Source organism: Paenibacillus sp. FSL R10-2736, from assembly GCF_038000245.1.
In the GTDB taxonomy this organism is placed as follows: Bacteria; Bacillota; Bacilli; order Paenibacillales; family Paenibacillaceae; genus Paenibacillus_AQ; species Paenibacillus_AQ phytohabitans.
The window spans coordinates 5,581,066-5,601,939 of record NZ_JBBOBN010000001.1 but is presented as its reverse complement, the minus strand read 5'-3'; the positions used below and the strand labels follow the sequence as shown (position 1 = coordinate 5,601,939).

Here is a 20,874-nt window from a genome sequence, read left to right as displayed (position 1 = left end):
GCTTGTTGCTTGTTGGTTATTGGCTACTGGGCGCTGGCTGTTGCTTGTTGATTGCTGGTTCCTGGTTGCTGGCTCATGGTTACTGGCTACTGTCTGCTGTCTACTGGCTGCTAAGTGCTGGAGCAGGTGAGCGTAACGAGCAGAGTGAAGCGGACTGAGAATCAGCTATTTTGTTCATTTGGGCGTAAAACGGGCTGCGGCGGGCCCATTAACAGAATCTGAGTCCGCTTAGCCAGCAAATCTGCCGGATTTGGGCAAATAGCAGATTTTCAGTCCGTTAGATTAGCTGATGGTCCGGGCAGATGAGCTATGATTCGATCTAGATAAGCACCGCCGAGCACTCGGAGAGAACGTGCGGGAAATGGTAACTTGCAAATCCGCTTCAGCCATAAAGGCTCGTCCATTAAGGCCTCATCCATTAGGGTGCCAACTTCGACTTTATTTTTCAGGAAAGAGGCTGCCTGGCGAAAGGAGAGAAAGGAATCCCTCTGAATCCGGCTGGGACGGGGAACTGGTGGAATGAGCGGGAACAATCCCCTCGAATCGGGTTGGAGCGGAGGAAAATCCCCTCGAATTATGTTGGAGCGGGGGAATTGGCGCCCTCTCCTTGTACATACGGTAAATTCATGCTCCGCATACGGTGATTTCACTGTATCTTAAGCCGCTTATTGCCCGGCCCCGGGTCCGGGTGACATAATCGAAGAGCAGGCATGTACAGAGGAAGGCGTGAAGAACTTGGACTATTTCCGGAAGCAATCGTTCCGCAGTAAATTAAAAACCGCATTCCTGGCCGTGATTCTCCTCTCTGTGCTGATGACCGGTGGACTGTCCTATTCCATCTCGGCGGCGATCCTGGAGAAGAATGCGCTGAAGCTCACCCAGGATACCGTCGTCAAATCGGCACAGATCATCGACGAGAAGCTGAACAAGCTGACACTGATTATGATGACCTTTATGATCAGCCAGCCTTTTCACGATATGATGAGGGATGTCGTCTCCGGGGACACAGGCAGATATTATACCCATCTGAATGATCTTGATAACGTTTTCTCGCAGGCGCGGATTGCCGAGCCGCTGATTCAATCCATCTATGTGTCCACGCCGATCGGGGAGTTCTACCCGTCGTCGATGAACCGCAACCGGCTGACGGAATTCAAGGATACGTTTCTATATGAGCGCATTGAACAGGAGAAGAAGAACCTGTGGGTCGAGGGCCATGAGGATATGCTGTTCTCCGGCAAGGATCGGGTGATCTCACTGATTCTGGAGCCCATATTCGATACTCCGGTCAGCGGTGTCTATATCGTAGTCAATATCCGCGAAGACGGCTTCCGCAAGCTGGTAAGCGGAGGTACCGGGGGCGGGGCGCACAGCTTCCTGCTGAACGCTTCAGGTGAGCCTGTGTATTCTGTGAAGGACCCGCTGGTCCGGCAGGCGGTGGAGGGCAGTCATCTGACCGGTAGGATCAGCAGCAGCCGGGATCTCAGCAATACGTTCAGGCTGGGCGGTGAATCCTATCTGCTGAACTATGCCCATCTGGGCATCGCAGATTGGACGATGACCACAATCCAGTCCAAAGCCAGCGTGCTGAAGGATATGATCTATGTCAAGTGGATGCTTGTGGTGGTGGCCCTCGCCGCCTTTACGGTCACAATGATGGTATCCGGCGCATTTACCCGTTATCTGCTGAGGCCGCTGCAGGGGCTGATGAAGGTGATGAAAAAGGTGGAAAGCAACGATCTGACCGCCCGGTTCGAGAGCAGCAGCGGGGATGAGCTGGCTCAGGTCGGTATCCGGTTCAACCGGATGCTGGAGCAGATCGTAGTGCTGATCGGTGAAGTCACCGAGGCAGAGACGAATAAACGCTCGGCGGAGATCAAGGCGCTGTCGGCGCAGATGGACCCCCACTTCCTGTACAACACGCTGAATACGATCTACTGGAAGCTGAATCTGAAGCAGGTGGAGCAGTCGCAGCGAATGGTAGTGTCACTGTCCCGGCTGTTTCAGCTGGGGCTGAATAAGGGGCAGGAAATCACCACGCTGTCCAAGGAGCTGGAGCATGTCCGCCAGTATCTGGAGCTGCAGTGCAGCTGCTATGAAGGGTTGTTCCGTTATGAAATCCACGTAGAGGATGAAGCGCTGAATACACTCCCTATTCCGCGCATTCTGCTGCAGCCGCTGGTGGAGAACAGCATCCTGCATGGGTTCCGCGATCTGGAGAGCGGAGGCGTAATCGGTATAGAAATACTGGACGAGGGAGAACGCTGGTGCCTTACGATCCGCGACAATGGAGCAGGCATGGAGGAGGATCAGGTCCGTGCGCTGTTCTGGCGGGAATCGGATAAGGGGTATGCCGTGTCCAATCTGATCCGCAGGCTGCAGCTGTATTACGGGGACAGTGCGGCGTTCCGGGTAGACAGCGGGCCAGGCAGGGGAACGGCGGTCATCATTTCTTTACCCAAGAGAGAGGAGCATCAGGATGGACGATAATGGTGTGATCAGCTTGTGCATTATAGACGATATCAAAAGCGTAGTCGCAGGACTCACCTGCATGAATTGGGCGGAGCAGGGTATCCGGGTGGCGGGTACGGCAGCCAACGGGGAGGATGGGCTGGACATGATCTCGGAGCTGCGCCCGGATCTTGTCATTACGGATATACGGATGCCGAGGATGGATGGACTGTCCATGCTGCGGGCCGTGCTGGAACGCCACCGGGACTGTAAGGTGATTCTGATCAGCGGCTATGCCGATTTTGAATATGCGCAGCAGGCTGTCCAGCTTGGTGCTTTTGACTTCGTCGTCAAGCCGTTTACGGGAGAGGATATTATGACGGCGGTGCTGCGGGCGAAGGCGGAGATTATGGAAGAACGGTCGAAGCTGCTTACCCTGCGGGAGATGGAAAAAAGATTGCGGGAAAGTCTGCCGGTGCTGCGGCAGGAATATTTCGCCCTGCTGGTCAGCCACCGTACAGCCTGGGAGCAGGCGGCGGCCCGCTGGGAATTCCTGAATATCGATCTGAACCCGCAGGGGTTTGTGGTAATGCTGCTTGAGATCGATCACTTTCAGGAGCGGGCAGCCGAGCTGTCCATCCGCGAGGTGGAGCTGATCCGCTTCTCGCTGCTCAATATCACGCAGGAGACGATTGCCGAATATGCGCGCTGCGTAGTCTTCCGCGCCAGACATAACCGCTATCTGGCGGTTATGAATGATTGCAGCGCGGTCAGTGCAGTGGAGATTGCGGAACGCTGCTGCCGGAATATTGAACGCTACACCAAGTTCACCGTATCGGTCGGGGTCGGAGGCAGGGTGGAGGAGACGAGTGAGCTGCCTGATTCCTATCTGCAGGCCAACCGGGCGCTGGCCTATCATCTGTTCACAGAAGGCAATGCAGCCATCCGCTATGACGATATTCTCCCGGCCGGCAGCCAGGAGCCGCTGTCCCTGGAATACAAGGACGAGCTGCTGCTGGCGCTGCGCTCCGGCAATGCCGGCAAGGCAGAGGCTATTCTGGAGGATATCTCGATGGGCCTCCAGAGTCTTGTCTCCCGGCAGAATCCGGATTATCTGCTCAGCTTATACGATGAGCTGGCTGCCTCGGCGATCCGGAGCTTCTATGAGCTGATTCCGTATGCGGATATCCAGCCGCTGATCCAGAGATTCAGGGCTGTTCAGGGAACAGCCGGACTGCCGCTGGCCTCTCTGCAGCGGCAGCTGCTGGAGTTATGCGTGGAAGGGGCCGCACTGGTGCGCAAGAACAGCCTGTCCGAGGGGCAGAAGGTCATCTATGCCTCACTCGATTATATTCAGAGCCATCTCTCTGAGGATATAACGGTAGGGGATTGCGCCGCTCACGTCCATCTCAGCGCGAGCTACTACTCCAGTCTTTTCAAGAAGGTGACCGGTATGACGGTCACCCAGTATGTGACCATGGAGAAGATCCAGAAGGCCAAAGCGCTGCTGGTAGAAGGGATGCCGGTGCAGGAGGTCGCCCTTGCAGCAGGTTACGAGGAGCGGCGGTATTTCAGCGAAATGTTCAAGAAGATCACCGGGCAGACACCTTCGGAATTCAGGGCAGGCTATCATCCTGACCGTCCGGAGGAGAAACCTTACCGATGACGAAGCCAGATCCGCATCGTTCCGGCGTCATTTATGCTAATTATTTCGCACACACGAAGCCCCACTCCGTTAAGTACGAAGAGGGGCTGACCTACTATCTGTTCCGGTTTCAGGCGGAAGGTACCTGCCGGGCGCTGGTGGCGGGCAATTACGAGACCATCATCCCCGGAGACCTGCTCATTTATCCTCCCGGTCAGCCCTACGGACTAAACGTTCAGCCCCGAAACCTAACAGCATCGGGTGAGACTCAGCCTGCTTCGGACTATTTCCTGGCCGGCAAGGGGGAGTGGCTGGACTCGTGGTGGGCTAACACAAGCCTGCCCGTAAGAACGAATATCGGTTTTGACGATACGGTGCTTACGCTATGGAAGCATATCATCAGCGAGAAGAGAAAAATGATGCAAAACCTGGACGAGATCATGGACTATCTTCTGAGAACGTTTTGCCTGACCCTGGAGCATGTGATTGGGGTCAGTCCGCGCACCAAGGGAGCGGATACCGCGTACAAGCTTAAGTTATTCATAGACAACCATGCCCATGAACCGCTTAGCCTGGAGCAGATATCGGCCTCGGCCGGGTTAAGTGTGTCCCGCTGCTCCTATCTGTTCAAGGCTTCTTTTGGCCAATCCATGTTCGCCTACTGTATCAGCGTCAGACTGAAGCTTGCGCAGCAGCAGGTGCTGTACAGTGGTCTGACGCTTGAACAGATTGCCGACAAAACGGGCTTCCAGAGCTATGCCCATTTCTGCCGGATGTTTCGGGGACACTTTGAACATTCTCCGGGAGAATACCGGCGCAAATTCGGGTTCCGGTTCCATCCGGAGGGATGCACAGATTAGACGTCTGTATACAAAACCTGATTTTCTTGAAGCAGGATGGAATGCAGCTTCTCCACCTCTACATTCTGAACAATCCCGTCCGCATCAAGCGCCAGCGCGGCAGCCGCAGCAGCCGATTGCCCCAGGATCATGAAGACCGGCTCCATACGGATCGAGCCGTAGGCTGCATGGGTAGCAGATACACATACCGGTACGATCAGATTGGTGCATTCCGTCCGTTTCGGCACAACCGCCCGGTAGCTGATCGGGTAAGGCGCAGCCAGCCTCACATAGAATCCGCCCTCTGTGCTTACATGACCGTCTTCGTTCACATAATTTTGGGTGTGGTGCGAGTCCATGGCGAAGGAGCCCATTCCGATGGAATCGGGCACCGGGTTGTCCAGTCTGACATCATGCTCAGTAACCACATAATCGCCGATCATTCTGCGGGATTCCCTGATATATAATTGGGGCGTCCAGTGGCCGCTGTCCGTGAATTCATCAAGCGGCAGCCCCCACGGCTTGTAGACCGCCCGGATGTCCTCCGGCACCCGCGGATGATTCTGCAGAGTCCAGACATAACCTTGCTGATAGATGCGGTGGGCCTCCCATATTGCTTCTCTTGCCGGATAATCCGCCTCCGCATAGCAATGGTTCATTCCATTGTAATCCGTTGAAATGCCGCTATTGTTATTGGAGTCCGTCTTCTCTGCAGTAACCCGGTTTAATTTGAAGAAACGGGAGCGCTGTCCCTGCTCAATGGCCCGGAACAGAATTTCATAATCGGCCTCGTTATACCCCTCAGGCTTTCCAATCTCCAGGCGGTTGCCGGGATTGTCCGTCAGGCACATGCGGAAGTTATATGCCTGAAGCTTGTTGTCACCGTCACCGATGCCGCCGCCGCGGGTAGCATTGACACGCGGAAGCAAGCCGCTTGAAGGTACTCCTTTAATGATATAGGGATCAATACCGGCTGGAAGCTCGTTTAGCTCGTCGCCGGGCTGAATACCGTTTAGTGTCTCTCCGTAAGCTGAATTCGGCTCCCGGCCGACAGTATAGGATACACCCGATTTGCCCATCAGATCGCCTTCATACGTAGCGTCAATAAACATCCTGCCCCTATAGATGTTCCCCGATTCCATGCGGATAGAGGTGATTGTGGTGCCTTGTCTGGCTACCCCGCCCTGAAGCTCAAGCCTGTCTCCGCAGACGACTTCGATAGGATGTTCGGCCACCAGGTCCTGCAGTACTTTGAGCGCCACTTTGGGTTCGAACAGCCAGCGTGCCCCGTCCTGATTATATTTCCGGGCTATCCGCCGGTAGAATTCCAGGGCCAGGCCGCCGACCGCTTGCTTCATTCCCACATCCGTATCTCCCAGACCTCCGCTGGTCAAGCCCCCAATACGCTGTCCCTGCTCGATTACCACCACGGTTTTGCCCATGTTTGCGGCTTGGACAGCAGCTGTAATCCCTGCAGCGGTTCCGCCGTAAATGACAATATCATACACTTGTTCCCGGTTCATAGTATGCCTCCTAATACCTGATTTCACCTGCAGAAATTATCATAACCGCTGGCCGGCCAGGCGGGAATGATGGATCTTCCTTTTTGATTTGACGGATCTTACTGTTTTCATCCGGAAGCTGTTTTTAGAGCAAAAGGCTTTTGAAATCAGGGGTTTCGTATGATAAGGTGATTCCTGAAAAACGGGAAACGCCCTTATCCTATGATGTATAACAGGAGGAACTATGAAACTATGAAACCGAAGAAACCGAAATTCCGCTATTTGGACAAACCGGCGCTTGAGCCTGTACCAGGCTGTGACTGGGCGGATAAAATGGTGTTGAATCCGGCTATTATTCAAGACCCTGATTCTGATGAAATCCATATGCTATTCCGGGCCACCGGACCATGGACGCACAAAAGAAGAGAGGGCTGTCATGATCCGTATCCGATTTTTCTGGGTTATGCGTGCAGCAGGGATGCGGGAGAAACCTGGGAGGCAGACTTCTCTAGACCCGCTCTGGCGCCCGCACTGGGGTATGAGGAGCACGAGCTGTACATCACGGATATTTACGGAAATGAAGTGCGGAATTATGCCAATGGCTGTGTGGAGGACCCGCGTATCTTTTATGTCGAAGAGGAGTTATACGTCACGGTGGCCTGCCGGCCGTTTCCCCCTGGCCCCTATTGGCTCAGCAGTCAGCAGCCTCCGGTGCAGACGCGGTTTGAATATGTTCCCGATTGGATTTTTACCGGAGATGAGGCAGACCCGTTCATTCAATCGGCCCGGGCCAATGACACCGTCAGTGTGCTCTACAAGCTTAATCTGGATAAGCTGAAGCAGGGTGAATATGAAAGCGCTTTTCAGTATGTAGGTCCGCTCACTGAGGGACATGTCAGCGATAACCGTGATGTGTTCTTATTTCCCCGGAAAATGAGGATCGCCGGTAAAATGCAATATCTGATGCTGCACCGGCCGATGAATGTCCTTCCCTTTGAAGGGGGAGAGCAGGCGGGTAAGCCATCGATTTATATGGCAGCAGCGGAATCCATAGCGGATTTAGCCTCGCCCAAAGCGGCCCATCGGCTTCTGGCTTATCCGGTCTTTGACTGGGAGGAGAACCGGGTGGGTGCAAGCTGGCCGCCGATAGCCTTGGGGAATAGAGAGTGGCTGGTACCCTATCACGCGAAGAAAAATGTACAGTTCGGGTACACGCAATCCTTCATGATCCTCAGGGAGCAGGAGAATGATTTCCCGGCTGTTATTCACCGTTGCTCTGAGCGTCTGATGTATGCCGAGCGGGATTGGGAAATGCCGGAGGATTATCCGACACCCTGCCTGTTTACGACCGGAGGCATTGTCTTGGGCGAGGATTTAATCATGTCTTATGGCGCGGCAGATCAGAAGGCGGGGATATCGTGGGTTAATTTTGAAGAATTGCTGGCGTATATCCGGAAATACGATGAGAACGGGAACCTGACCGGATAAGGAAGCTTCAGCAGCTAAGAACCATGGATTTCTGTCCCTAGAGAGTGAGACTGCCGCACTCCTTTTGCGGGGGAGGGGGCTTATAATGAGAACGAGCTCACAATACAAATGTTAATCAAAGGGGTAGAACGTATGCAGAAAAAATGGTTGGGTCTCAGCTTGAGCCTTATGCTGGCGGCAGGAATCGCAGGCTGCGGCGGCGGGAACAGCAACAAGGGTGCGGCAACTGAAGCACCTGAAGCGGGTACGGCAGTTCCAGCAGCAACGGCTGCTGCTGGCGGCAATACTGCCGCAAGCGAGCCTGTACAGCTTAAATACTGGACGGACGACCGTCATGACCAGGAATATATCAAAGAGCTGATCAACAAGTTCAATGAGACGAACGGCGAGAATATCCAGGTGGAGCTGACGGTGATGTCCGAGAACTACGCGCAGAGCGTGGATATCGCTTTTACCAGCAATCAGGCACCGGATCTGCTCCGTCTGAAGAGCGGCAATACAGCCGAATTTGTCAAAAAAGGATATCTGGCACCGATTGACGGTTATCTTACCGATGACATCAAAACGAAATTCGGCAGCGTAATCATCGACAATGTTAACCGTTTTGACGGCAAGGTGTACTCATTAGCTAATACCGGCCTCACCTTGCGCCTGATCTATAACAAGGACCTTTTTGCTAAAGCGGGTATTGACAATCCTCCGGTATCGCTGCAGGAAATGGTCGATGATGCCAAGAGAATTACCGAGCAGGGGAAGGGAGAAGGTGTGTATGGCTTCGCGCTGAACTTCAAAAGTCCGAAATCGGCTTTTGACCGTTCGATCCGGGAGATTCTGTCCTTGAGCGGCTATCAGGGACTCGGCTTTGACCTGAAGACAGGGCAGTTTGATTTCGCACCTTATTCGCAGACCATCGAGTACTTCAAGCAGATGTATGAAGACGGCAGCATTCTGCCAGGTGCAGAGACACTGGACATCGACCCGCTGCGCGCCCAGTTTGCGGCAGGCAAAATCGGGATGTACCTCTCCTTCTCGACAGAGCCGGGGGTGTATCAGGACCAGTTCCCGACTGAAATCAACTGGGCAGGTGCCCTGGCTCCAACACTGGATGGACAGATTAAAGGAACCTCTGAAATCGTGTCCGCCGGTACCTGGCTCGGGATCAGTGCCAAATCGGCGCATCAGGAGGCTGCCTGGAAATTCATGCAATACATGTACGGTGACGATATTCTGAAGACTTATCATGAGAAAGGCTTCGGGATTGCCGTAGTGCCAACCATTGTGGAACAGGCCAAAAACCCTGAAATTAACGGCATGGAAGGCTTCCTGGTCGGCGAGCATGACTCTCTCTGGCCCGCAGTGCCAAGTGTTACTCCTGAGGGCTCTACCTATGCGGATGCTTTCTTCAAATATATCCTTGCAGGCGGAGACGCCAAGGCCATTACTGAAGATTTGAACACAAGATACAATGCCGCCTTGACCAAAGCGGTAGAGAAGGGCGAGGTTACCGTTACGCCGGACCCTGCCTTTGATCCGCTGAAACCGCAGGGAGAATAACAGGTTAGGAAGGGGCTTGTACGGGATTCCCGGCGCAGCCCCTTTGCTTTCCCCGAAGGAGGACCACATATGATTTACAAATGGAGAAGGCTTGGGGAGAACTCCCTGTTCCTTGCGCCAAGCATTATTCTGACGATTACTCTTGGCATCTATCCGCTGTTCTGGATGCTGCGCTATATGTTCTATGATTATGCCGGATATGGCGAGGCACTGTTCATCGGGCTGGACAATTTCCGCCGGCTGCTGCGGGACGGCCTGTTCTGGGAGTCAGTCCGCAATACCTTCGTCTTTGCCGGAGGCAAGCTGCTGCTGACCCTGCCTCTGTCCCTGCTGCTGGCGGTTATTTTGAATGGCAAACTGCGCGGGGTGAGTCTGCTCCGGGGCATCTATTTCATGCCGACCGTGATCAGTACGGCAGTGATCTCCGTTGTTTTTTATAACATCTTCAATTCCTATAACGGGATGGTTAACACAGTTCTGATGAAGCTGCACCTGGTCTCAGCGCCGGTCGACTGGCTGGGTCCGAAGCATGCGATGCTGACGGTTATCATCGTGGCGGTCTGGGGTGCGGTCGGCAACTATATGCTGCTCTTTCTCGCCGGGCTGCAGAGTATTCCGCAGGATCTGTACGAGAGCGCGGCCATTGACGGGGCGAACGCCGGAAGACGCTTCTGGAATATTACGCTTCCGATGCTGGCTCCGGTTGCCCAGATGGTCATTATGCTGGCGATTATCGCTTCCCTGAAGGGCTATGAGAGCATCATGGTCATTACAGAAGGCGGACCGATCGGCAAAACCGAGGTCATGTATCTCTATCTCTACAAGCTGTTGTTCCCTGTATCCACCGGTTCGCCGGTAGCGCAGCAGCTGGGCTACGGCAGTGCCGTGGGCTTCGCCTCCGCCGTGATTGTCGGAGCGGTTACCGGACTGTATTTCTTCTTCAGCCGCAAAATGAACAAGGTGTATTAGGAGGTTGATTCAAATGAACGAACATGTGATATCCAAGCAGCCGGCCGGGCTGAAGCAGTCCGTCCCCCGGGAGCCCGGCGGCCATGCCGGAAGAATAGCGGTCCGGACGGTGATGTGGCTGTTCCTGCTGGCAACAGCGCTCCTGACCTTGTTTCCGCTGCTGATGACGCTGGCAGGCTCGCTGAAGACAGGGGCAGAAATGATGACCGGCGGCAGCCTGCTTCCGGCGAAGCTGCAATTCGCCAACTATGCGGAAGCCTGGAAACAGGCCAACTTCGCCCGCTATACCTGGAACAGTGCTTTTATGAGTGTAATGGTTACGGTGGGGACGCTGCTGGTAGCCTCGATGGCCGCCTATGTGGTGGACCGGCGTGAGTTCCCCGGCAAACGGATATATGTCACGGTGCAGGCGTCCATGATGTTCATCTCGGTTGGTGCGATTGTGCTGCGCCCGCAGTTCGATCTGATGGTTGCGCTGCATCTGAATACGACGCTGTGGGGAGTCATTCTGATTCTGGTCAGTGCCCATTCCAGCACCTTCTTCATGCTGCAGGGCTTCTTCAAAGCGATCCCCCGTGAGCTGGATGAAGCTGCTATGGTCGATGGCTCCGGCTTCATCCGCACCTTCTTCCGCATCATTCTTCCGCTGCTGACTCCAGGACTGGGGGTTGCCGGACTATTCGCCTTCCGCCATTCGTGGAACGAATACATCCTGCCGCTGGTATTCACCATGACCAATCCGAAGCTGCAGACGCTGACTGTCGGGCTGGCGAATCTCCGCTACGGCTCCTCGGCCGCGATGCAGATCCATCTGATGATGGCCGGGGCCTGCCTGTCCATTCTGCCGATGCTGCTGGCATATATTCTGGCGAACAAGACATTCATTCAGGTTACGGCCGGTTCGGTGAAAGGGTAGCTATAATCTTATATGTGCAAAGGAGAATCTTCCATAATGAACGATCTGACGATAGGAACACTTACCTCAAGTCCGGTGATGGTCCGGCATCCGCTTAACCCCATTCTGAAGCCTGCGGATGTCCCGTACGGGCCGGCCATGGTATTCAACGCCGGAGTGACGAAATTCAAGGGCAGATATGTAATGGTATTCCGCAATGACTACGGGGATCAGAGCAAGGGAATCGTCGCTCCCCACCATACAACGAATCTGGGACTCGCCTTCAGCGACGACGGAGTAAGCTGGGAGGTGCAGCCGGAGCCGTGCTGGTCCTGGCATGATGAGGAAGTGGTCCGGGTGTATGATCCGCGCCTGACCGTGATTGGCGAACGCTGCTATCTGTGCTTCGCGGTCGATACGCTTCACGGCCTGCGCGGCGGGATCGCCGTGACGGACGATTTCCGCTCCTTCGAGGTGCTGAGCCTGTCGCTGCCGGATAACCGCAATATGGTACTGTTCCCGGAGAAGATCGGCGGCAAATATGTCAGGCTTGAGCGTCCGCTGCCGGTCTACAGCCGGGGAGGACTGGACCGCTTTGACATGTGGATGAGTGATTCCCCGGACCTGAAGTATTGGGGGAGTCACAAGCTGCTGCTGGCTGTCGAGAATGTGGCGTATGCCAATGACAAGGTGGGTCCCGGCGCCCCTCCCGTTAAGACGGACAAGGGCTGGCTGACGACATTCCATGCCGTGGATCTTGACCGCAGCCGGGGCAAGAACGGCTGGGAAGACAGCTGGAAGAAGCGCTATACCGCCGGGATTATGCTGCTTGATCTTGAAGATCCGGGCCGGATCATCGGCCGGGCGGCAGCGCCGATGCTGGCACCGGAGGCGCTGTATGAGACCTCGGGCGGGTTCCGCAACGATGTGATTTTTCCCGGCGGGATGATCCTGGAGGATTCCGGGGAGGTCAAAATTTATTACGGTGCTGCGGATACGGTGGAATGCCTGGCGACTGCGCATGTAGATGACCTGCTCCGGCTGTGTCTGGAGAAGGGGACTGAATAACTAAACCGGCCTTACAAGGAGGACGATTATGAATCAGGAACATATGAATTACGGAGATATGGATTACGGACAGATTACTCTGCCATCTGCAGCTGTGCCGGTCTCCCGTGAGGTAGATGTGCTGGTGATCGGCGGCGGGGCGGCGGGCATTGCTGCCGCCATCTCCGCTGCCGAAGGCGGTGCAAGCACCATGATCGTGGAGCAGCGGGGTTATTTTGGCGGCATGGGGACTGTAGCGCTTGTGCCTGCCTTCTGTCCCTACACGGACAAGGTCAAGCCGATTATCCGCGGCCTCGGCCTGAAGCTGATGGAGCGGATGAAGCAGGCCTGCGATCCCGGCTATCAGGAGGAATACCGCGAAATGCTGGACTGGGTGCCGATTGATCCTGAGGTGCTTAAGCGTGTCTATGACGATGCCATTCTTGAGAGCGGTGTGACGCCGCTGTTCCATACCTTTGTCTACGATGTTGTGCTGGCCCCGGATGGACAGAGTATCGAGGGCGTGATTATTGTCAATAAATCGGGTCGGTCCTTCATCCGCTGCCGGTATATTATCGACTGCACGGGTGACGGGGATATCGCTGCCCTGTCGGGCGTTCCGTTCCAGAAAGGCGGCGGGGAAGGAGAGCTTCAGCCGGGCAGCATGTGTTATCTGCTGGCAAATGTAGACCGCAAGGAGTTCAGCCGGTTCCTGGAAGAAACGGGGGATACGGGGCAGCTGCACCGGACGGTTGAGCAGGCTATGGCTGAAGGGGCACTGCCGGAAGGCCGCAAGTCCATTTCCGGCCTGGCCTGGGTGAGTGATTATCTGGTCGGGGTCAACTTCGGCCATGTGTTCGGGGTAGACGGAACGAAGGCCGAGGAGCTTACGCGCGGAGCCATCGAAGGCCGCCGGACCGTGCTGCGGCAACTGGAATTCTTCCGCAAGTATGTGCCGGGCTTCGGGGCGGCACATCTGGTGGCGAGCGGTGAGCAGCTTGGCATCCGGGAGACGCGGCGGATTCAGGGCGATTACATGCTGACCGTAGACGACTTCATTGCGGCGCGTTCCTTCCCGGATGATATTGCCCGCAATGCCTATTACATTGATATCCACCTGGCTACCAGCAAGAGTGATATGACCTTCAATCATCTGCCGCCGGGAGTCTCCCACGGTGTGCCCTACAGGGTCATGCTTCCGGTAGGCATCCTCAACCTGTGGGTGGCCGGACGCTCCGTGTCCTCGGACCGGGCGGTTCAAGGCTCCCTGCGGGTGATGCCGAACTGCTTCTCGATGGGCCAGGCCTGCGGAACGGCAGCATCGCTGGCGCTCCGGGATGGCGCGGATTCCCGCAGCATCTCGATCCCTGAGCTTCAGCAGCGTCTGCTGGATCAGGATGTATGGCTCGGGGAGGGGTTCGTTCCGGGCACCGGGGCGGCGGACAGCAGGGAAGCAGGGGAAGGGCATTGAAGAACCTTCCTCTGACGGATGAGTGGTTCCACGGCGCAGTTTCACTGGAGCACCGGGAGGAGGGGATCAAGCCCTGGCGTATTCCTTACCGGGATTATGAGTTGTATCCGCCGGACGGGATCGATGGCAAGGCGGAAATCTGCTCCGGTATCCGGCTGCGGCTGGCCACCGGCTCCAAGGCACTGGCCTTGTCGTTCAGTCCGCTTGCGGAGGCTGCCGCACTGGACTGTCTTATTGGCGGCGTGCTGTTCCAGAAGCTCCGACTTGCTGCGGGCGGCACGGAAGCCTTATTCACCGGGCTTCCGCCCGGTATGAAGGATCTGGAAGTCTATCTGCCGCAGAATACCGGCATTACACTGAGCGGCTTGCGGATCGAAGATGAGGCGGCTGCTGAACCGCTGCCGGATCACCGGCCAAGGTGGATCACCTATGGAAGCTCCATCACCCAGTGTGTGGCAGCGTCCAGCCCTTCGCGCACCTGGCCGGTCATTGCCGCCGGGGAGTGCGGCTATCATCTGACCAATCTCGGCTTCTCGGGCAACTGCCTGATGGAGCCGATGGCGGGCCGGCTGATCCGGGATTTGCCGGCTGAACTGATTACCTTGTGCGTCGGAGTCAATATATACGGTGCAGCAGCTTCCAGCCCGCGGATGTTCAAGCCGCTGCTGATCGGCATGCTGGAGACCATCCGTGAGAAGCACAAGGAGACGCCGCTGGCCGTCATCTCTCCGATCTACGGGACGGAGCGGGAGACGGAGGAGAACAAGCTCGGGTTCACCCTGCCGCTGATGCGCCGGCAGATCGTAGAGACAGTGAAGCTGCTGCAGGAGCGGGGAGACCGCCATCTGCATTACCTGGATGGCCTGGAATGGTTCGGCCCGGAAGATGGGGAGCTGCTCACGGATGGCCTGCATCCGGGAGCCGAAGGCTACGAGCTGCTGGGAAGCCGTTTCGGCAGCAGGCTGGCGGCAGCGCTTCAGGTGGGGCGGGTGTAGCCAGGCGATGGAGCGCCTGAGCGGATTCATTGGGCGAGTATAACAGCAGGTGAAAGACAACTATAAAAAGGCAGCAGCCATCCCGGTTAAGGGGTGGCTGCTGCCTTTCCTGTTGTATAGGAAATTCTGATATATGTCAGTTGTGGTCAAATAAGTCCCTTGGAATTAGGAGCAGATCCGTAATCCCATTGAATCTCCTGGTAAGCGGGCCAAAGGTTGGCTAATGTACGCGAAAAATCGAACACAATGTGCTATCGCGAAGGTAATCAGGCCTAATGTATGCGAAAAACCGAACACAATGTGCTACTGCGAAGGTAATTGGGCCCAATGTATGCGAAAAATCGAATAGATTTTGTCCTTGTTAAGGCAATTATACCGTTTGTTGCTTGAACAATTGCTGATCACTCACACCTGCCAGTGAAGCGGACTGAGAGGACGCTATATCTCCCAAAAGCCACTTTATGAGGCTGAGGCGGACTGAGAATCGCTTATCTTGTAGATTCGGGCCACGAATCCGGTGAATTTGCTCACTTAACGGAATCTGAGTCCGCTTAGCCGGCAAATCTGCCTGATCTGCCCGAATAACGGAATCTCAGTCCGCGTTGCCGGCGGGCAGGCTGGCTTGATGAGCCGCCAAGCACTCTGCGAACATCGGCACTCTACAAGGCCCGCCAAGCACTCACTGCGAATATTCGCACCCGATAAGCCCCACCCCGAAATCACCTGACGCACCGTTAGGAGTGATTGTCGGTATGCAAGAGTGATGAGTGGCGTGCTAGAGTAAGAATCAGTGCGTTAGAGTGACTATCGTTGCGTAAGTGTGATTACTGGTACGTTGACTATCGATGCATTAGTGAGATTACCGGTGTCAAAAGATAATAAAGTTCTAGACTGAAAAATAAAGTGTTAGACTCGGCAAATAAAGTTGCAGACTGAGAAAATAATGTATTAGACTGTCAATACTTCTTTAAGCTCTAACGGGCAGGGTAGTTGAATGATTTCGCGAATAACTTAAGTCATGACGGATTTACGAAGTTCGCAAAAAGACGTTAGCCGAAAGAAGTTATTAGTTTAGGAGGAGTCTATATGATATTAGAAAAAGTTATAAATAGAATTGTAATACAAAGTGAATATAAAGATTTTGTTGATAAGTATATAGGTAATATACTTACCGAATTTAAAGGTAAGATTCATAGCATTTATATGTGTGGCTCGATTCCAAAAGGAACTGCTAAACCTTTTAAGTCAGATGCAGACTTTACTATTGTATGTGTAAATCCCAAAGATATTGATTACGAAAGATTGTCAAATATTAAAGACAGGCTTTTGGAAGAATATCCAGTAGTAACTAAGATTGATACGATAATTTGCCCGATTGACGATGTATTAAGTAAACCAAATGAGTGGGGTTTTTGGGTAAAGATAATTTGTGTTTGCATATATGGTCATGACGTTGGTGAAAAAGTGCCACCGATAATTATTTCTCCAGAGTTCATTTTAGACTTAAATACAGAGACCAAGGAGGAAGTAGCTCGTATACATAGTTCACTTTCTAATGCTAGTGATAACACAATGAAAGCTAGATATATTAAAGGTTACTCTAAGAGATTAATTCGTGCATTATACTCTTTGGTTTTAGAAGATACAGGTGTATGGCAAGATGACATTATTAAGATGAAGAATGCCATATTAAACTATTGTGAGATTGACTCCGCTTTAGTTGATTATCTGTATGCTTGTTACTTGGATAGTAATGTACTTGTTGAAGAGTTTCTGGGAATTGCAGATGAAGTATATAGCTATTTTGAGAACGCCTTAAATGCAATGGCTGCTTCCAGAACTTCCTTCGGCTAAAACCATATTGACGCTCCGGGTCACTCTGAGAAGCGAGTGACCACATCCAGCCCCCTAAGCCCGTCGGGACGTCACTGCGTTAGGTGTTCGGCAAGCCTCACAGCTATAAGCAGCGACTCTAATTAAAACATAAGACGATTAAGCTAACCGGAAACGTTAGTCGAACGACAACAGCGGCAGTCTAAGACTTTATTTATCAAGTCTTAGACTGCCGCTGCTTTTATTAATGGATCAGTCTAAGACTTTATTTTCACCGAACAACCGGTACGTTGACTATCGATGCGTAAGAGTGATTACTGGGGCATTAGAGTGATACCGGCACTGTTCCCTAGTTCGTCAACTGGTGCAGCACCATAGCGCATGCGCCTGCTGCGACCGAGCGCTCACCGAGTCTGCTGCGGGTGAAGCGGACGTTATACTGCTCGCGGTAATAGGTCCGCTCAAGGGCGATCCGGGTCGCCTCCTGATAGAAATCATCGGCCGCTAGGAATAACGGGCCGCCGAGGATGACTTCCTCGGGATGGAGGATATTGATCAGATTGGCCAGCCCGATGCCGCAGTAGACAGCCATCTCGTGGAACAACCGGACAACCTCGGGATCACGGGCATGGAGCGCTTCTATTAGATGGGCGAATTCCAGCTGCTCTGCACTCTCGGCCAGGCTGCGGAGCAGCCCGCTGCTGCCCAGCCGCCAGACTTCACGCGCCTGTCTCTCCAGGGTGTGGATGGACACATAGCTCTCCCACGCACCGGCGTTGCCGCCGGGAATATGCGGCGGCAGCCCGGAGCCTTCGATGATCATCTGTCCGACAGCCCCCTCGGTATCAATCATGCCATAGAGCAGCCGTCCATCATTCATGATGGCGGAGCGCAGGCCGATTCCGGCATGGAGGTAGAGCAGATGATGCTGCATCCGGTTACTGCTGGCCCAGTATTCGCCCAGCAGAGCCGTATTGGCTCCATTGTCCAGATATACCGGCACAGCCAGCCGCTGTTCCAGCTGCTCCTTAATATGTACCTGAGACCAGCCCGGAGCCGCGAAACGGGCCGGATTGAGGATAACTCCGGCACGGCGGTCCAGCGGACCGACTGCGCCGATGCCAAGTCCCGCGACCCGGCTAAGATCAATGGAAGCTGCAGCTAGCATCTGCAGTGCCTGACTATGTAAGGATTCCATCAGATGCTCCGGGGTAAGGGCGGTATCCATATTCCAGGTATATTCGCCCAGCAACTGCAAATGAAAGTCCATCAGCACCAGCTTGGCATGGGTACGGGAGATCTCCAGTCCCAGCAGATAGGCATAGGCCGGATTGGTCTCATAGAGAGTGGGACGGCGGCCACCGGTAGATTCGCCGAAGCCGACTTCAACCAGCAGCTCCATGGACAGCAGTTCATCCAGAATGCGTGTTAACGTGCTTATGGTCAGTCCGCTTTCGTCCAGCAGACTTTGTTTGGAGACGGTGCCGTGTTTTCTTACAGTGAAATAGATTTCCCTGGCTTTGGGATTGGCGATAAGTTCATGAATAAGCAGCAAAGACGGTTCTCTCCTTATGAATATACTAAACCTGATGAATAGACTAAACCTGCTTTTACAATGACACAAAAAGCAGGGGGCCGCAACTGTCACAAGGAGAGAATAGACTTACAGGGTTCCATCCGGTTATAGCGGTAAATCCCGCCGTCTGAACAGCTGGATGCCGATCGTGAGCAGGCTAGTCCGGTCAGCAGCAGCCAGAGGGAGACCTCTGCCCAGGCTGCTGTTCCCTGGACAATCTCGCCTGGACGGTAGAAGCTGAAATAGGGTGAAGAAGCGCAGCACATCCAGCTTATCATTGATTTTACCGAGAATATCGAGGGTGAAGAATCCGAACGTGACCGCCCCGGAGATCCCGATTGCCTTCTTCTCGTTATTGCAGGCACAGGAGACCAGGAATCAGAATCCGCCGATGGCGAAGAACAGCAGAAAAGCCGCCAGGTTAAGCTGGCTGAACCGGGCATTTCCGAACTCGTAGCCGCTGCTCAGCCCGAATGCCTTGCCTACGCCTTCCGGCATCGCCTGCACCAGATCGTTCAGCGCAGGAACCCGAATACCTCACCTTGATTCACGGTAAATGAGACATCGCGAATTCCCTTGCCGTTTGAAAATTGTTTTGTTAAACCTTCCACTTGCAGCCTGCTGCCACCCCCGACAGATAATAATGAAATAGTATTGAATGGATATTTCAGATGTTATAATAGTTCCAGGCTACGCCTAGCAGGTAACGATTTATAATTATTTTGGCAGCATAGAGGCTGATCAGCTAGTTTTTCAAGGATTTTATCCAGCGGCCATTGATGAGTTTCGGGGAGAAATTTCGGATAAAGGGTCAGTGAAGGCGGTTCTGCTGACCATACAGTTATATATTAAGAGCTCGGGAGAGATACTGGGCAGCCTGGCAGGGCATGAGGATAAAGATGCGTTTCTGGAGGAGCTTATTCACATCTTCTTCTATGGGCTGTGCGGCCGGGAGCCGCAATAGACGCGGCGCCGGCAACAGTCCGGTAAGTCAGCTTGCATAGCAGAATACAGCAGAACACAGCATCTGGCTAGAGCAGAGCCTTGAAGGAATGGCGGATCACATCGCCGCGGCTGATAATGCCGACCAGCACACGGTTACGCTCAACGGGGACTTTTTTGATCTGCTTTTTGCCGAGAATGGTGGCGATCTGTTCAATGTCCTCTTCGTAGTGCACAGTGACCACCTTCTTCTTGGCGATGGCCATCACGTTCAGATTGAGCAGCTTGCGCGTCCGTTCTTCGAACTCATCATTATCCCCGACGAATACATTGATCTGGAAAAAAGAATCCACAATCAGATCCTCATGCCTGCCGATATAGCGCATAATATCTCCGTCGCTCAAATAAGCGACAATCTCGTTCCGGTCATTGACTACAGGCATGCCGCTGATCCGGTGGGTGATGCATTTCTCAATAAAAGTCCGTACAGTGTCTTCCTGCTTGACCTTGTAGACCTGGCGGATCATGAACTCATGGGCTTTCATATAGGTTCCCCCTGAAAAGTATCTCATGCACAAATAAGTTGCATAATGAAAGTATATACTTGTATTATACAAGTGGAAAGAACGATGTCAATGAAGAAAGAGAAGAGGATGGGACTGCATGGAGAAACGTTCAATAGAGACGATAGAGCTGGAAATGGCGGTTCTTGTCCGCCGTCTGACCTCACTTACCACTTACAAAAAAATCGGCAATCTCGACCGGGCGGCCTACCTGCTGCTGCATCAGATTGCTTTCAATAACGGAACTGCCGGAGTGAAGATGCTCTCCGATGAATTCCAGCTGGATATCTCCACCGTCAGCAGGCAGGCAGCTGCACTGGAGAACAAGGGATATATCATCCGTGTACCGGACCCTGTGGATGGACGGGCCTATACATTGCAGATTACGGAGCTGGGCGGAGAAATTCTGGATGAGAACCGGCAGATGCGGCAGGAAATTATGGGCAAGCTGCTGGCGAACTGGTCGGATGAAGAGGGAGATTCCTTCGGGGAGCTGCTGCGGAAATTCAATGCGACCTTTCTGGAAGAGGATTAACCAGGGCAAAGCCGTTTCCTGAGTGGAGGGTTTGGGCTATTTTGGGCTATACTTAAGTTAATAAAGCTTATGGGGTGTACCGATGAACGAAGATAAATATGAACATATTGATGATTTAATAGAGGCTTTTCAGCAGTTTGCCCGGATGAATTGGCGCAAGACGACGCTCTGGGGACTGAAGCCGAGTGAAATCCGTGTGCTGGTCTCGATCAAAAAGGGCATGGAGCAGGAAGGCAACAAGGGGCGGACAGTTTCCGATATCAGCAAGCTCCTCAAGGTGACTTCTCCGACGGTCACGCAGATGGTGAACAGCCTGATTGCCCAAGGGTACGCTGTGCGCACGCCGGATAGCCAGGACCGCAGAATCAGCGACATTACACTAACGGACAAGGGTGCGCATCTTGCCGATATGGCGGTGGCGAAATCCCGGGAGACCTTCCAGGGGATGATTGACCATCTCGGCAAAGAACGAAGTGAGACCTTAAGCGAGCTGCTGAACGGGGTATACGAATATTTCGAGCAGCTGAATAGCCAGCAGAATGATTTCTGAACAGTAATATTGGGCATTG

Annotated in this window: 18 protein-coding genes and 1 pseudogene; 14 read left to right on the top strand and 5 right to left on the bottom strand. The window is 53.8% G+C overall.

Annotation, left to right across the window (positions count from 1 at the left end; translation table 11 throughout):
• The first annotated feature begins 735 nt into the window (after positions 1-735).
• From NSQ73_RS23900 to NSQ73_RS23890, 3 genes are read left to right on the top strand one after another with little or no spacing between them, the layout of a single operon-like run.
• Entirely contained in the window at positions 736-2,490 is a 1,755-nt protein-coding gene (locus tag NSQ73_RS23900; protein WP_340988445.1) for a cache domain-containing sensor histidine kinase, read from the top strand.
• Positions 2,480-4,117 carry a response regulator gene (locus tag NSQ73_RS23895; RefSeq protein WP_340988444.1) on the top strand — a complete coding sequence of 546 codons (1,638 nt, stop codon included), beginning with the start codon at positions 2,480-2,482 and terminating at the stop codon, positions 4,115-4,117. The genes NSQ73_RS23900 and NSQ73_RS23895 overlap by 11 nt, the downstream gene beginning before the upstream one ends.
• On the top strand, positions 4,114-4,956 hold the full coding sequence (locus tag NSQ73_RS23890; RefSeq protein ID WP_340988443.1) for an AraC family transcriptional regulator: 843 nt from the start codon (positions 4,114-4,116) through the stop codon (positions 4,954-4,956). The genes NSQ73_RS23895 and NSQ73_RS23890 overlap by 4 nt, the downstream gene beginning before the upstream one ends.
• Here NSQ73_RS23890 and NSQ73_RS23885 read toward each other — a convergent pair.
• A complete protein-coding gene (locus NSQ73_RS23885; protein ID WP_340988442.1) occupies positions 4,953-6,458 on the bottom strand; it encodes an FAD-dependent oxidoreductase in 1,506 nt (501 codons plus the stop codon). The genes NSQ73_RS23890 and NSQ73_RS23885 overlap by 4 nt on opposite strands.
• Before the next feature lie 231 nt (positions 6,459-6,689).
• Here NSQ73_RS23885 and NSQ73_RS23880 point away from each other — a divergent pair, with 231 nt between their 5' ends.
• From NSQ73_RS23880 to NSQ73_RS23845, 8 genes are all read left to right on the top strand, one after another.
• A complete protein-coding gene (locus tag NSQ73_RS23880) occupies positions 6,690-7,925 on the top strand; it encodes a glycoside hydrolase family 130 protein (protein WP_340988441.1) in 1,236 nt (411 codons plus the stop codon).
• 132 nt (positions 7,926-8,057) lie between these two features.
• Positions 8,058-9,479, top strand: coding sequence for an ABC transporter substrate-binding protein (locus NSQ73_RS23875; RefSeq protein ID WP_340988440.1), 1,422 nt, complete (start codon positions 8,058-8,060; stop codon positions 9,477-9,479).
• A 69-nt stretch (positions 9,480-9,548) separates the two neighbouring features.
• Positions 9,549-10,448 carry a carbohydrate ABC transporter permease gene (locus tag NSQ73_RS23870; RefSeq protein WP_171718783.1) on the top strand — a complete coding sequence of 300 codons (900 nt, stop codon included), beginning with the start codon at positions 9,549-9,551 and terminating at the stop codon, positions 10,446-10,448.
• 13 nt (positions 10,449-10,461) lie between these two features.
• A complete protein-coding gene (locus NSQ73_RS23865; RefSeq protein WP_042134873.1) occupies positions 10,462-11,364 on the top strand; it encodes a carbohydrate ABC transporter permease in 903 nt (300 codons plus the stop codon).
• Positions 11,365-11,400: 36 nt separating this feature from the next.
• Positions 11,401-12,411, top strand: coding sequence for a glycoside hydrolase family 130 protein (locus tag NSQ73_RS23860; RefSeq protein WP_340988439.1), 1,011 nt, complete (start codon positions 11,401-11,403; stop codon positions 12,409-12,411).
• A 28-nt stretch (positions 12,412-12,439) separates the two neighbouring features.
• Positions 12,440-13,861: an FAD-dependent oxidoreductase gene (locus tag NSQ73_RS23855; protein ID WP_445669601.1), complete on the top strand. Its 1,422-nt coding sequence runs from the start codon at positions 12,440-12,442 to the stop codon at positions 13,859-13,861.
• The gene (locus tag NSQ73_RS23850) at positions 13,858-14,856 is read left to right on the top strand and encodes an SGNH/GDSL hydrolase family protein (RefSeq protein ID WP_340988438.1); all 999 of its coding nucleotides are present in this window, start codon (positions 13,858-13,860) and stop codon (positions 14,854-14,856) included. Before NSQ73_RS23855 ends, NSQ73_RS23850 begins: the two co-directional genes overlap by 4 nt.
• 1,086 nt (positions 14,857-15,942) lie before the next feature.
• On the top strand, positions 15,943-16,710 hold the full coding sequence (locus tag NSQ73_RS23845; protein ID WP_340988437.1) for a nucleotidyltransferase domain-containing protein: 768 nt from the start codon (positions 15,943-15,945) through the stop codon (positions 16,708-16,710).
• 328 nt (positions 16,711-17,038) lie between these two features.
• Here the strand turns inward: NSQ73_RS23845 and NSQ73_RS23840 are convergent, their stop codons facing one another.
• From NSQ73_RS23840 to NSQ73_RS23830, 3 genes and pseudogenes are all read right to left on the bottom strand, one after another.
• Positions 17,039-18,244 carry an ROK family protein gene (locus NSQ73_RS23840; RefSeq protein WP_340988436.1) on the bottom strand — a complete coding sequence of 402 codons (1,206 nt, stop codon included), beginning with the start codon at positions 18,242-18,244 and terminating at the stop codon, positions 17,039-17,041.
• Positions 18,245-18,333: 89 nt separating this feature from the next.
• Entirely contained in the window at positions 18,334-18,543 is a 210-nt protein-coding gene (locus NSQ73_RS23835) for a hypothetical protein (RefSeq protein WP_340988435.1), read from the bottom strand.
• 243 nt (positions 18,544-18,786) lie between these two features.
• A pseudogene (locus NSQ73_RS23830) lies at positions 18,787-18,882 on the bottom strand (ABC transporter ATP-binding protein); the annotation flags it as partial.
• 197 nt (positions 18,883-19,079) lie between these two features.
• Here NSQ73_RS23830 and NSQ73_RS23825 point away from each other — a divergent pair.
• Positions 19,080-19,229: a hypothetical protein gene (locus tag NSQ73_RS23825; RefSeq protein ID WP_340988434.1), complete on the top strand. Its 150-nt coding sequence runs from the start codon at positions 19,080-19,082 to the stop codon at positions 19,227-19,229.
• A 67-nt stretch (positions 19,230-19,296) separates the two neighbouring features.
• Here NSQ73_RS23825 and NSQ73_RS23820 read toward each other — a convergent pair whose 3' ends face one another.
• Positions 19,297-19,752, bottom strand: coding sequence for a CBS domain-containing protein (locus NSQ73_RS23820; protein WP_039309990.1), 456 nt, complete (start codon positions 19,750-19,752; stop codon positions 19,297-19,299).
• A 118-nt stretch (positions 19,753-19,870) separates the two neighbouring features.
• On the opposite strand from NSQ73_RS23820, the gene NSQ73_RS23815 reads away from it, so the two are divergent.
• Both NSQ73_RS23815 and NSQ73_RS23810 read left to right on the top strand, forming a co-directional pair.
• Positions 19,871-20,305, top strand: a complete 435-nt coding sequence (locus NSQ73_RS23815; RefSeq protein ID WP_042134892.1) for a MarR family winged helix-turn-helix transcriptional regulator — start codon at positions 19,871-19,873, stop codon at positions 20,303-20,305.
• Between the two features lie 82 nt (positions 20,306-20,387).
• A complete protein-coding gene (locus tag NSQ73_RS23810) occupies positions 20,388-20,855 on the top strand; it encodes a MarR family winged helix-turn-helix transcriptional regulator (RefSeq protein ID WP_042134894.1) in 468 nt (155 codons plus the stop codon).
• The last annotated feature ends 19 nt before the right edge of the window (positions 20,856-20,874 follow it).